This window comes from Salibacterium qingdaonense, assembly GCF_900114715.1.
Classification (GTDB): Bacteria; Bacillota; Bacilli; order Bacillales; family Marinococcaceae; genus Salibacterium; species Salibacterium qingdaonense.
Window position 1 is genome coordinate 90,058 of the sequence record NZ_FOTY01000003.1, and the last position, 13,514, is coordinate 103,571.

Annotated in this window: 13 protein-coding genes; all 13 read left to right on the forward strand. The window is 48.8% G+C overall.

Features of this window, described 5'->3' with window-relative positions:
- Nucleotides 1-139: 139 nt before the first annotated feature.
- The 13 genes from BM058_RS03710 (at nt 140) to mltG (ending at nt 13,412) form a co-directional block, all read left to right on the forward strand.
- Nucleotides 140-829 carry a YczE/YyaS/YitT family protein gene (locus BM058_RS03710; RefSeq protein ID WP_090925677.1) on the forward strand — a complete coding sequence of 230 codons (690 nt, stop codon included), beginning with the start codon at nt 140-142 and terminating at the stop codon, nt 827-829.
- A complete protein-coding gene (gene cymR / locus BM058_RS03715) occupies nt 774-1,193 on the forward strand; it encodes a cysteine metabolism transcriptional regulator CymR (protein ID WP_090925678.1) in 420 nt (139 codons plus the stop codon). Before BM058_RS03710 ends, cymR begins: the two co-directional genes overlap by 56 nt.
- A gap of 24 nt (nt 1,194-1,217) precedes the next feature.
- Nucleotides 1,218-2,366, forward strand: coding sequence for a cysteine desulfurase family protein (locus BM058_RS03720; protein WP_090925679.1), 1,149 nt, complete (start codon nt 1,218-1,220; stop codon nt 2,364-2,366).
- 16 nt (nt 2,367-2,382) lie between these two features.
- A complete protein-coding gene (mnmA, locus tag BM058_RS03725; RefSeq protein ID WP_090925680.1) occupies nt 2,383-3,504 on the forward strand; it encodes a tRNA 2-thiouridine(34) synthase MnmA in 1,122 nt (373 codons plus the stop codon).
- A 43-nt stretch (nt 3,505-3,547) separates the two neighbouring features.
- On the forward strand, nt 3,548-4,207 hold the full coding sequence (locus BM058_RS03730) for a tetratricopeptide repeat protein (protein ID WP_090925681.1): 660 nt from the start codon (nt 3,548-3,550) through the stop codon (nt 4,205-4,207).
- Nucleotides 4,208-4,226: 19 nt separating this feature from the next.
- Nucleotides 4,227-6,518, forward strand: coding sequence for an SF1B family DNA helicase RecD2 (gene recD2, locus BM058_RS03735; RefSeq protein WP_090925682.1), 2,292 nt, complete (start codon nt 4,227-4,229; stop codon nt 6,516-6,518).
- Between the two features lie 103 nt (nt 6,519-6,621).
- The gene (locus BM058_RS03740) at nt 6,622-6,813 is read left to right on the forward strand and encodes a hypothetical protein (protein WP_090925683.1); all 192 of its coding nucleotides are present in this window, start codon (nt 6,622-6,624) and stop codon (nt 6,811-6,813) included.
- 105 nt (nt 6,814-6,918) lie between these two features.
- Complete coding sequence (locus tag BM058_RS03745) at nt 6,919-7,995, forward strand: AI-2E family transporter (RefSeq protein WP_177195417.1); 1,077 nt, start codon at nt 6,919-6,921, stop codon at nt 7,993-7,995.
- Between the two features lie 312 nt (nt 7,996-8,307).
- Nucleotides 8,308-10,944, forward strand: a complete 2,637-nt coding sequence (gene alaS, locus BM058_RS03750; protein ID WP_090925685.1) for an alanine--tRNA ligase — start codon at nt 8,308-8,310, stop codon at nt 10,942-10,944.
- A 224-nt stretch (nt 10,945-11,168) separates the two neighbouring features.
- Nucleotides 11,169-11,441 carry an IreB family regulatory phosphoprotein gene (locus BM058_RS03755; RefSeq protein WP_090925686.1) on the forward strand — a complete coding sequence of 91 codons (273 nt, stop codon included), beginning with the start codon at nt 11,169-11,171 and terminating at the stop codon, nt 11,439-11,441.
- A complete protein-coding gene (gene ruvX, locus BM058_RS03760; RefSeq protein ID WP_090925687.1) occupies nt 11,438-11,866 on the forward strand; it encodes a Holliday junction resolvase RuvX in 429 nt (142 codons plus the stop codon). The genes BM058_RS03755 and ruvX overlap by 4 nt, the downstream gene beginning before the upstream one ends.
- 13 nt (nt 11,867-11,879) lie before the next feature.
- Nucleotides 11,880-12,173: a DUF1292 domain-containing protein gene (locus BM058_RS03765; RefSeq protein WP_090925688.1), complete on the forward strand. Its 294-nt coding sequence runs from the start codon at nt 11,880-11,882 to the stop codon at nt 12,171-12,173.
- Nucleotides 12,174-12,284: 111 nt separating this feature from the next.
- Complete coding sequence (gene mltG / locus BM058_RS03770; protein ID WP_090925689.1) at nt 12,285-13,412, forward strand: endolytic transglycosylase MltG; 1,128 nt, start codon at nt 12,285-12,287, stop codon at nt 13,410-13,412.
- The last annotated feature ends 102 nt before the right edge of the window (nt 13,413-13,514 follow it).

Consider the following 13,514-nt stretch of genomic DNA (forward strand, 5'->3'; position numbering starts at 1 on the left):
TTTGTAAACAGAGAAAGATGACTGGTATGATTCAGCTTTTATGCAAAAGCTGGTCTGTTCATGCTATAATGACCAAGGATTAAATCGAAATAAGCAAAAACCGGATACCGGGTGTTCTTGATGGGAGACGTAAGATAGGATGGAGAGAGAGTTTGCAAAGCATGAACACCTTATCGCAAGGTGGCTTATATTTACGGTCGGTATTATCATTATGTCATTCGGTATTGCGCTGATGATTAAAGCAAGACTTGGCAGTGCCCCGTGGGATGTGCTTCATGTTGGTCTTCAGCATCAGTTTGGTCTGACGGTCGGCACCTGGAGTATTATCATTGGTATTGGTATTATCGCCGTGTCTTCTTGGATGGAACGGCGTATGCCGCAGGCCGGCAGTGTTGTGAATATGCTGGTTGTCGGTGTGTTTATTGACCTGTTTTTATGGATGCTGTCGACACCTGATTCCTACCTCCTGAGATTTGGAATGCTGCTTGCGGGAATCGTGGTGATAGGATACGGAATCGGAACGTATATTGCACCCGGGTGCGGAGCAGGACCCAGAGACAGTTTAATGCTGGCGCTGCAGAAACGGACGGGGTGGAAAGTTTCCCGTGTACGCGGCTTGATGGAAGTGCTTGTCCTTATTGTTGGATGGGTTCTAGGCGGCCCTGTCTTTATCGGGACAGTCCTGTTTTCCCTTGGAATCGGCCAGGTTGTGGGATTTACCCTCCCTCAATGCGAAAAGATGGTGAACCGACTGTTAGGAAGAGGTGGAACGAATGAAAATATCGACGAAAGGTCGTTACGGACTTACGATTATGATGGCACTGGCTGAAAAATACGGGGAAGGGCCCGTGTCTTTAAAATCCATTGCGAAAGAACATGATTTATCAGAACATTACCTGGAACAGCTGATTGCTCCACTCCGGAACGCGATGCTCGTCAAAAGCGTCCGCGGAGCGCACGGGGGCTATATGCTGACCAAGAACGCAGCTGATATTACAGCCGGTGACATTATCCGTGTGCTTGAAGGGCCGATCAGTCCTGTGGAGGTACTGGATGATGAAGAACCGGCAAAACGGGATTTATGGATTAAAATCCGGGATGCGGTTAAAGATGTACTCGATAACACGACGCTTGAGGACTTGTCTTCGTATAAAGGAGACGATGATCACGAGTATTATATGTTTTATATTTAATTCAACAGGCGGGAGGAGAAACCAATGTCCGCTATTTATGTAGACCACGCGGCAGCTACTCCTGTATCCGCGGAAGCGGCTGCTGCTATGATGGACGTGCTGCAGTCTGATTTTGGCAACCCATCAAGCATTCACGCCCACGGAAGACAGGCCCGCAAACAGCTGGATGAAGCACGCCGGAAGCTCGCGGCGACCATCCATGCCGCGCCGGAGGAACTCGTGCTTACAAGTTCCGGAACAGAAGCTGATAATCTCGCTGTCACTGGATATGCCCATGCTCATCAACACAGAGGAAACCACATTGTGACGTCCGCGGTCGAACACCATGCCGTGCTGCATACATGCCGGAAACTGGAGAAAGAAGGATTCGACGTGACGTATCTTCCGGTGGATGAAGAAGGCCGGGTGCATGCAGAGCAGGTGAAAGAAGCGGTGACAGAGCAGACGATACTGATTACAATCATGCACGGCAACAACGAGGCCGGTACGGTGCAGCCGATTCACGACATTGCAGCTGCCGCGGCAGAAGCAGGAATTGCTTTTCATACTGATGCGGTTCAGTCCTACGGGGTCGAGAAACTCGATGTCCAGGAGCTTCCGGTAACGATGCTTACCGCGTCCTCCCACAAAATCAACGGCCCTAAAGGAGCGGCGTTTCTGTATGTGAGAAAAGGAACATCTCTCACACCGGGTGTGACTGGTGGAGAGCAGGAGCGTAAAAGGCGGGCGGGAACGGAAAATGTCCCTGCGGCCGCCGGTTTCGCAGCTGCAGCTGAGGCGGCGGTAACAGACAGGCAGAGCCGCCGGGAGCATGCGGAGGCGCTTAGAAGCTGTTTTCTTGCCTGCCTGAAGGAACATGAGGTATCGTTTACGGTAAATGGTCCAAAGGATCATTATCTTCCCTATATCGTCAATATTTATTTCCCGGGAATCGAAGTGGAGTCATTCCTGGTACGCCTTGATATGGAAGGCATCTCCGCATCGAGTGGGTCTGCCTGTACCGCAGGATCCGTGGAACCGTCCCACGTTCTGCAGGCGATGTATCAGGATGACAAACGGGCGGAAGCATCAGTGCGTTTCAGCTTTGGCACAGAAAATACAATACAGGAAATGCATCAGCTCGCTGCAGTTATAAAAAAGATTACAGACAGCATGACGATGGACATTTTTTAAATGGGAGGTGAAACAAATGGAGAAAAACAATAAACGACCGGCGGATACAAAAGTGGTTGTCGGTATGTCCGGAGGGGTGGATTCCTCTGTCACCGCAGCCCTTTTGAAGGATGAAGGGTATGATGTCATCGGAATTTTTATGAAAAACTGGGACGACACCGATGAGAACGGCGTCTGCACTGCTACAGAAGATTATGACGATGTTATTACCGTTTGTAATCAGCTGGATATTCCGTACTATGCCGTGAACTTTGAGAAAAAGTACTGGGATACGGTGTTCACTTATTTTCTTGATGAATATCAGGCCGGACGCACCCCCAACCCCGACATTGTGTGCAACAAGGAGATCAAATTCAAGGCTTTCCTGCAGCACGCGATGACGCTCGGTGCCGATTACGTGGCAACCGGCCACTATGCACAGGTCCGCACGGAAGAGGATGGGACGGTATCCATGCTTCGCGGAGTGGACTGGAACAAGGACCAGACGTACTTTCTTAATCAGCTCAGCCAGAACCAGCTTTCCCGCGTCATGTTTCCGCTTGGCGCCTTAGAAAAGCAGGACGTGCGCCGTATTGCCCGTGAGAAGGACCTGAGCACAGCAGAAAAAAAAGACAGTACCGGTATCTGCTTTATCGGGGAGCGCAATTTCAAGGAATTTCTAAAGTCCTACCTGCCCGCACAGCCGGGAAACATGGTTACACCCGACGGCACCGTCAAAGGCACCCACGAGGGACTGATGTATTACACCCTCGGTCAGCGCCAGGGTCTTGGCATCGGCGGTCCCGGAGAACCGTGGTTTGTAATCGGAAAAAACTTACAGGACAATGAACTGGTTGTTGGACAGGGGTATCACCATGACGGCTTGTATTCCGAAGGATTGTACGCTTCGGGATTCAACTGGATTGATCATATCGACCGCACAGAAGCGTTTACCAGCACGGCGAAATTCCGTTACCGCCAGCCTGATCAGGAGGTTACTGTGTATCCAAAAGCAGATGGCAGTGCCTATGTGGCGTTTCATGAACCACAGCGCGCCATTACGCCGGGACAGGCTGTCGTATTGTACGACGGGGATGTGTGCCTGGGAGGTGCAACCATTGAAGAAGCGGTGAAAACGGGGGAAAGCGTGGGATCGTAACCGCGTTTTCCCTTTTTACTATGCTCGAAAAAGGAGAATCAATATGGACGAAAATGAACAGGCAATTCAGGCGATATCAGAGGGAGAACTTGAAAAAGCACTGGAACTTCTGAACCAGGCAATTGAAAAAAATCCGAATGACGCGACCGCTTATATTAATTTCGGCAATATTCTGGCCGAAGCCGGGGAACCGGAACGGGCGCTGTCGTTTTACGATCAGGCCCTGAAAATAGATCCGGAGGCGGCCGCAGCTTATTACGGGGCAGGAAATGTGTCTTATAATGCAGAAGAATACGACAAAGCCCTTCACATGTACCAAAATGCCAATAAAGCCGGCCTTGATGACGGCAGTCTGCACTATATGACGGGACTCGCCTATTATCAGACGGAGAAAATCCCCCGTGCGCTTGCGTGCTTTCAGCGGGCGGTGGAATCTGACGCATCCGACATCGAAGCACGCTTTTACTACGGCATGTGCCTCGCTCAGACCGAACAGATTGAGGAAGCCGCAGCACAGCTGAAACAGGTAGTAGAGGAGGACGAGATGCACGCAGATGCCTGGTACAACCTCGGGGTCGCACGTCTTATGAACGATGAACTGGAATCCGCTGTTGCTTGTTTTGATAAAGCAGTCGAAGCACAGCCGGATCATATGCTGGCCCTTCATGGACGGGAACAGGCGGAAAAACTACGGGAAGAATAAGGCCCGGAAGGTGGTTACCATGACGAATGTTTCCATGGCCGGAGAATCTTATATCAGCGGCACGGTTATACATATTATTTTTCGTAATGAAGAAAACGGCTATACTGTGCTGCTTGTGAAAGTCCAGGAAGCTTCTGAAGACTGTCAGGAAAAAAAGGTTACAGCTGTCGGCCATTTTCCGGTTATTGAAACCGATGAACGATACCGTTTTGAAGGACAGTTTAAAGAGCACCCCCGATTCGGCCGTCAGTACCACGTACAGACGTTTCAAAAAGAGCTGCCGACCGAACGGGAAGCTTTTATCCAATATCTGGCGAGTGACCGGTTCCCGGGCATCGGAGAGAAAACAGCGGAAAAGATGGTGGATACATTTGGTGAAAATGTCATTACCATTATCCTGGACAACAAAGAGAAGCTGCAAAAAATAAAAGGGTTGAATGAGAAGACAAGACAGAAAATTTACGAGGCGATGCTTGAGAATCAGGGGATGGAAAGAGCCATGACGATGCTGACCCAATACGGGTTCGGAATGGATCTGGCTGTTAAAATCTATCATGCCTACCGTGAGACGACATTTGATGTTATTCAGGAGACACCGTACAAGCTCGTGTGGGATGTGGAGGGCATCGGATTTGTGAAAGCGGACAGGCTCGGCCGCAGTATGGGAATCGGCCGGGATGATCCGGAGCGTCTGAAAGCAGGCCTCCTGTATGTATTGTATGAAAAAACAATGCAGGGGGGCCACGTTTATGTACCACACGAGTATCTGCTCGAAGAAGCCGGAGCGCTTTTGAGCGGGGAGGATTTCCAGGTGGGGACAGACATGCTTCAACCGCCTCTTCTGCATTTAATTGAAGAAGACCAAATGGTAGAAGAAGAACAGCGCGTGTACCTGCCGTCCCTTTATTTCGCGGAGAAGGGTTTTGTAACGAAAATAAAACACATGACGGCTGTTGAAGAAATGGACGTTTCCTACTCGGAAGCAGATTTTCTGAAAGCGCTCGGGGAAACGGAAGAAGAGTTCAACATTGAATATGCAGAGCACCAAAAAGAAGCAATCAGACAGGCCCTTTCGTCTCAGCTTATGATATTGACGGGCGGACCCGGAACCGGAAAAACGACGGTCATCCGGGCCATTGTACAGATGTTTTCCAAGCTTCATGAGTTTTCACTCGACCGCACGCAGTATAAAAAAGATGAACCATTTCCCGTGCTGCTTGCCGCTCCGACCGGAAGAGCAGCAAAACGGATGAAAGAATCCACCGGGCTGGAAGCTTCCACGATTCATAAACTACTGGGGTACAGCGGTGAGGGAGAGGAAGATGTATTCGAAAAGGACGAAGACGAACCGCTTGAAGGAAAGCTGCTTGTTGTGGATGAAGTGTCGATGGTTGATATGTGGCTTGCCAACCAATTGTTCCGCTCCATTCCAGAAGGGATGCAGGTGATACTTGTTGGGGATGAAGATCAGCTTCCGTCGGTCGGCCCCGGCCAGGTGCTGACTGATCTCATGGACTCAGGCACGGTGCCGGTGACCGCCCTTTCCGTTGTGTACCGTCAGGCAGAAGGCTCGTCCATTATCCAGCTGGCTCATTCCATTAAACAGGGTACACTGCCGCCGGATCTGCCGGCGGCCTATGAAGACCGGCGCTTTTTCCCCTGCAGCAGAGATAACGCGGCTGACCTGATTGAGCAGGTATGTGCCGGCGCGTTTAAAAAAGGATACCCGCCGATGGACATTCAGGTGCTGGCACCGATGTATAAAGGACCGGCCGGAGTCCACGAGTTAAACCGGAGGCTGCAGCAGCTGTTCAATCCCCCGGAGAGTAAATCGCGGAAAGTGACATTCGGCGATGCGGTCTACTCGAAGGGAGATGTGATTCTGCAGCTCGTCAATAACCCCGAAGAGCAGGTGTACAACGGAGACCGGGGGATGGTGGAAGCGATTTTTGAAGCAAAAGAAACTGTCGATAACCAGATGCAGATTGTTCTTTCTTTTGAAGGAAAAGAAGTTACCTATTCCCGTCAGGATCTGAACCAGATTATGCTGGCTTATTGTTCATCGATTCATAAAGCGCAGGGAAGCGAATTCCCGATTGTCGTGGCCCCTGTATTGATGTCCTACCGGAGAATGCTGAAACGTAACCTGCTGTATACAGCCGTAACGAGGGCAAGGGACTATCTGATTATAGCAGGAGAGGAACGTGCCATACGGTTTGCGATTGAAAATGACAGTAAAGATGAACGATATACAATGCTGAAAGAAAAACTGACAGAAAATGAAGAGTCAGAAGAAGGGGAAGACACTTGAATGAAGCTGCCGTTTTGACCCATTTTTAACGTATAGAAAAGGACAGGTAAGGGCAGGATGGATACTGTTTTTAAAATCATAACGAAAAGGAACGGTATGCCTTATGCACTGCCCATACTGCAAATCAAAGTTAACAGGAAAACTCGGAACAAATCATTATTACTGCTGGGACTGTTTCGTCGAGTGGACGGTGGAGAACGGAGAATATACCCTTTATCAGGTTGAAGAGGACGGTTCTCTGTGCTGCCTGAATGATCTGTTTGGAAAGCACTGGTACCTCAAAGAAGAAGGGTGATTTGTCCCTGTTTGTCATTCTTGGATTAACAGAAGGTTCATGCTGCCGGCATTCATAAAGCGCGTGTTTTTGTTCCATCCTAATCAAAAAGGGGTGGAACCGTTTATGAAGCCTGAACGAAAAGGAATATGGACGCAGCGCCTTGTCATCATTACTTTAATATTTGTGCTCTTGTATTTTGTCTATCTGCTGCATCCGGTCTGGATGCCGGTTCTCGGCATGGCCGGAAGAGTGCTTTTTCCTTTTTTGACAGCTGCTGTGATTGCTTATCTGCTGCATCCTCTAATTGATGCGCTGCAAAGCTGGCGTGTGCCTCGTCCGCTGGCGATATTAGCAGTGTACATCTTTTTTTTCGGCGGTGGCAGCTGGCTCATCTGGTATTACAGTCCGGTTGTGGTTCAGGAATTGCAGCGGTTTATCCAAAGTTTGCCGTTTTATATGGATCAGACGTATGAATGGATAACGAGGTTTCACCGGCGGGTGGATATGCTTCCTTCCGGGATACATGATCATATTGAAATATCCTTTCAGGAAACAGAGAAAAGAGCGGCTGAAACCCTGCGCGGGCTGGCAGGGCACTGGAAAGACCTGTTGGATGCTGCAGTAACACTGATTCTCCTGCCTTTTCTCGTGTTTTATCTACTAAAAGATTACCGTGCTTTTCAGAAACTCGTGAAGCGGTTTACGCCGCGAAAATGGCAGGATGAAGCCCACCTGCTTGCTGTTTCTATAGATGAGGCGCTTGGAAGTTATATCCGCGGTCAGTTTATCGTCGCCGGCACGGTTGGCCTGCTGTCAACGTTTGCGCTGTTCTGGATGGATATACCAAGCGCTCTTATACTCGGACTCTTTATCGGTTTAACAGATATTATTCCTTACTTTGGTCCGATTCTTGGAGCCGTTCCTGCGATTATCGCTGCGGGCACAGTATCGATGAACAAAGCCGTGCTGACGGGAGCGGTACTTTTTGTTATCCAACAGGTGGAGGGCAATCTGCTGTCGCCCTATATTGTCGGCAGAAATGTTCATATACATCCGTTGATGATCGTGTTCGCTCTCCTGCTGGGATTAGAAGCAGCAGGGGTGATCGGTCTGCTTCTGGCTGTCCCGTTGTTTGTTGTTGTCCATCACGTCATTCGTACGTTTCATTTTCATAAAAACGGCAGAAAGAATGAAGATTGACATATATCGTGATATCTTATATAACTAAAGAAGCATGGAAATACCATATGGAACGTGAAGAAGGGAAAAGTAGACTGAACCCCCCGTACAGAGACCGTTTTACCAGGCTGCGATAAGACGGCGGGAAGTTCAGTTGAAAGCTGGCCCGGAGTGCAGATAAACACTGCCGTAACGCTGCGTTAAAGCGTAAAAGTTGACAGGTTCTTTGACGGAGTCTGTAAACAGGGTGGTAACGCGAGACATCTCGTCCCTGCATGGAGCGGGACGGGATTTTTTTCGTACATACATAATGAAGACAGGAGGAATCATGGTATGACGGTTCATACGTCTGCAAAAGTAAGACAGCAGTTTCTTGATTTTTTCAAAGAAAAGGGGCATGATGTGGAGCCAAGCGCTTCTCTTGTCCCACGTGAAGATCCGACTCTTCTCTGGATCAACAGCGGAGTGGCTACGCTCAAAAAATATTTTGACGGACGTGTCATTCCGGAGAACCCGAGGATTGTGAACGTCCAGAAATCGATTCGTACCAACGATATTGAAAATGTCGGCAAGACAGCAAGGCATCACACCTTTTTTGAAATGCTTGGTAATTTCTCCATTGGAGATTATTTCAAAAAAGAGGCAATCGAATTTGCCTGGGAGTTTCTGACGAGTGAGAGCTGGATTGGGTTTGAAGAGGAGCGGCTTTCGGTGACCGTCCATCCGGAAGACGAGGAAGCTTATGAGTACTGGAAAAAGGATATCGGTATTCCCGAAGAGAGAATCATCCGTCTGGAAGAAAATTTCTGGGATATCGGGGAAGGCCCAAGCGGCCCGAATACGGAAATATTCTATGACCGGGGACCGGCGTACGGGGATGACCCGGAAGATCCGGAACTGTATCCCGGCGGTGAAAACGAGAGGTACCTTGAAATATGGAATCTCGTGTTCTCCCAGTTCAATCATAACCCGGATGGAACCTACACACCGCTTCCAAAGAAAAATATCGATACGGGTATGGGGCTGGAGCGGATCGTATCTGTCATTCAGGAAGCACCGACGAACTATGATACCGATCTGTTTCTTCCGATTATCCGGCACACCGAACAGATTGCCGGCGTGAAGTACGGTGCCGCTGACAACCATGATACAGCCCTGAAAGTCATTGCTGATCACATCCGTACTGTCAGTTTTGCAATCGGTGACGGGGCGCTTCCTTCCAATGAAGGACGAGGGTATGTACTCCGCCGGCTGCTGCGCCGGGCTGTCCGGTACGCCAAAATGATCGGACTGGAACGGGCGTTCATGTTTGAACTGGTTCCGGTTGTCGGAGAAATCATGGAAGATCATTATCCCGAAGTGAAGGAAAAAGAAGCGTTTGTTCAAAAAGTCATAAAAAACGAAGAGGAACGTTTTCATGAGAGGTTGAGTGAAGGCCTCGCCATTCTCTCGGATATCATGAAAAAAGAGAAAGAAAATAACAGCAGTGTTATTTCCGGTAAAGATGTGTTCCGTCTTTACGATACGTATGGTTTTCCTGCAGATCTCACAGAAGAATACGTGACCGAAGAAGGGTTCTCCATCAACGAGCAGGAGTTCGAAGAAGAGATGCAGGCTCAGCGTGACCGGGCCCGTGCAGCCAGAAAAGACAGCGGATCCATGCAGACCCAGGATGCGGTGCTGTCTGACATAACAGCCGAAAGCCAATTCATTGGTTACGATATGCTTCAGACAAAAGCGGAGATACAGGTGATGGTATATGAGAAGGATATCATCGACACGATTTCAGAAGGGATGACAGCTCACGTTATCCTGGACCAGACCCCGTTTTATGCCGAAAGCGGCGGCCAGGTTGCAGATCAGGGAGTTCTTTATCACAATGAGGCAAAAGCGGACGTACTCGATGTCCAAAAAGCACCGAACGGCCAGAACCTTCATACCATTACCGTAACAAAAGGCTCATTTCGTACGGGGGCGGATGTAAACGCCGTAGTGGAAGAGCGCAGCCGAGTGGATGTTGTAAAAAACCATACGGCCACCCATCTTCTGCACCAGGCACTCAAGGACGTTCTCGGGGAACATGTCAACCAGTCCGGTTCTCTTGTAGAAAAGGACTATCTCCGCTTTGACTTTTCTCATTTCGGACAGGTCACACCGGAAGAATTGGAGCAGATCGAACAGATTGTTAACGATAAAGTCGCCCGGGCGATTCCGGTTGTCATTGAAGAAATGAAGCTTGAAGAAGCAAAAGACTTGGGAGCCATGGCGCTGTTCGGGGAAAAATACGGGGAAGACGTACGTGTGGTACAGGTCGATGATTACAGTGTCGAACTGTGCGGCGGCTGTCACGTAAACAATACAGCGGAGGTCGGCATTTTTAAAATTACGTCGGAAGCCGGTATTGGTGCAGGTATACGCCGTATAGAAGCGGTCACCGGCAGAAAAGCGTTTGACTATATCAACCATCAGCTGACTCTGTTAAAGGAAACAGGGGAAGAACTGAAAGCAAAGACAGCACAGGATGTACCACAGCGCGTTGAAGCGCTGCTGCAGCAGGTGCGGGATCTGCAGCGTGAAAACGACTCTCTCTCTTCCAAGCTCGGCAATATCGAAGCGGGGAATCTGATGAATCAGGGAACAACTGTTAACGGTGTGTATGTCGTGGCCAAGCAGGTAGAAGCGCCTGATATGGATGGTCTGCGCAACACGGTGGATGAATTGAAACAACAGCTGGATTCCGGTATTATTGTGCTCGGCACGATGAATGACGGTAAAGTCAATATCGCTGCCGGCGTTACGAAAGACCTGATAGAACAGGGCTATAAAGCGGGAGATATTGTGAAACAAACCGCCTCCATCTGCGGAGGCGGAGGCGGAGGCCGTCCGGATATGGCACAGGCCGGCGGCAAAAATCCGGATAAACTCCCGGAGGCACTGGAAGCTGTGGAAGACATTGTGCGTCGTTTGTAAAACACTGATTTTTGCGTTTTGAAACCTGTGTGCAGGTGCCCTGCATCCTTTGGATCAGCAGGAGGAAGGTTCAGTCAGCACCTGTACAGGCGCCCCTGCTTTTCTCAAATCCATTTCCTAAACAGGAATAATTAGTGTACAATGAGGACAGGCTTAAAACGGCTGTTACGGTAGAGACCGTACGTACAGAAAGCGGAAGTATGTAGGAAGAGGAGGTGTATGGAATGGATTATAATGACAGCACCATGAAGTTTAATGTCCAGGACGAAACGACGGACAAAGATGCGGGGGACGTACTGCTGGCAGTATATGATGCCCTGGAGGAAAAAGGGTACAATCCCATCAATCAGATCGTTGGCTACCTGTTGTCCGGTGATCCTGCATACATTCCAAGATATAAAGAAGCCAGGACGCTGATTCGTAAATTGGAACGTGATGAGATCATAGAGGAACTGGTACGTTCTTATTTAACGGCGCACAGGAAGGAGAACGAATGAAGGTACTGGGGATCGATGTTGGAAATAAGCGCATAGGAGTGGCAGTGTCCGATGCGCTGAGATGGACCGCACAGGGACTGGAGACGATTCATGTCAAGGGGGAGGATCCCCTGGAATCGTTCCCCCGTATTCATGAACTTCTGAAAGAACATGAAGCGCATGAAGTTGTCGTCGGACTTCCAAAAAACATGAACGGAACAATCGGACCACGCGGAGAACAGTGTCTGGAATTCGCCGAAAAACTAAAAGAAGAGTATGATGTGCAGGTTTCCATGTACGATGAAAGACTGACTACCCGGGCCGCAGAACGGACCTTGATTGAAGCGGATGTCAGCCGGAAAAAACGAAAAAAAGTGGTCGATAAAATGGCTGCCGTCATGATTTTACAGGGATACTTAGATCAGGAACAATCAGGTTCCATATAACGGAGGTATAAAAATGGCTGAAGAAGAAAACGAACGTATTGTGATTCCGGACGAAGATGGAAATGAACATTTATTTGACCTGCTTTTTACGTTTGATGTGAATGAGACAGGTTATTCCTACATGGTACTTACTGCTGCCGGGGATCAGGAGAGTGAAGAGGAAGAAATTGAAGTGTTTGCTTTCCGGTACGAAGAAGGAGAGGAAGAGGGCGAGGAATTGTCCCTTTATCCGATCGAAAGCGATGAAGAGTGGGAAATGGTCGAAGAGATGGTTGAAACATTCAGTGCAGGGGAAGATGAGGAGTAAGTCTTCTCCATCCGGAAGTCTTGCGGAGCAGTGCTCCGCAGGATTTTTTTCGTCTCCGGGAGAATATTGACGAATACTGTATAATGGAATCGATGGGAGGGGGAGACTGCAATGTTCCGACGAACAACAAAAGAAGGCCTGACAGAAAAAGAAAAACAGGCCCGTATTGTCAGAAAAATCATTCTAATCACTCTGGCTGTTCTTGTTACGCTGGCTGCGGCAGCTGCTATCGGGGGCTGGCTGTACATATCATCTTCTTTGAAGCCGGTGGACGAAGACTCTGAAGAGCAGGTGTCAGTGGAAATACCAATTGGTTCAAACGCTTCCGACATAGGTTCCATTTTGGAAGATGCGGACGTAATAAAGAATGGGACAGTATTCCAGTACTACGTGCGCTATAAGAACGAACAAGGATTTCAGGCGGGAATGTATGAACTGTCTCCTTCCATGAATATAGATAGTATTATTGACCAGCTGAAAGAAGGAACAATGATGAAAGAGGCCTCTTTTTCCTTTACGGTTCCAGAAGGAACGTGGTATGAGGACATCGTTCAGACGATGGCAGAGGCAGGTCCCCATGACGTCGAAGAAATCAAGACGAAGCTTGCGGATGAAGAGTATCTGAATCAGCTGATTGAAGAATATGATGCTTTAACAGAAACGGTGTTGAATGAAGAAATACGATATCCGCTTGAAGGCTATCTGTTTCCTGCCACCTATGAATTTGTTGACGAAAATGCATCAATTGAAGAAATCGCTGCACGGATGATTGAACAAACAGAGGAAATTATGGTAGAATTTTCGGAACAAGTGGAGGAGTCGGACTATACGTTCCATGAACTCCTGACACTTGCTTCCATTGTCGAACGTGAAGCCAGGCAGAAAGAAGACCGGCCGAAAATTGCCGGCGTACTGTTCAACAGACTGGAAGAAGGAATGCGTTTGGAAGTCGATCCAACGGTTTCTTATGCGATGGGAGAGCATAACTACATGACGTCATCAGAAGATCTGCAAACGGATTCTCCTTTTAACACGTATCAACATACCGGAATTCCCCCGGGACCAATAGCCAGCCCGGGACGTTCTTCCCTGAAAGCCGTCATGAACCCTGAAGATAATAACTATCTCTTTTTCTATGCACGGCCCGGTGGAGAAGTCATTTATAATGAAAAGTATGAAGACCACCGCGAGGTACAGGAACAATACCGGCAGGAATGGGTGGAAGCCCGGGAGGAATAAGTGAAACAAGGCGGACATGAGGGCATAAACAAATCCGCATAACGGCTTCTCCGATCGACAAAGGGGGAGGCCGTATTTTGTAATAAAAATAAATAGGGAATC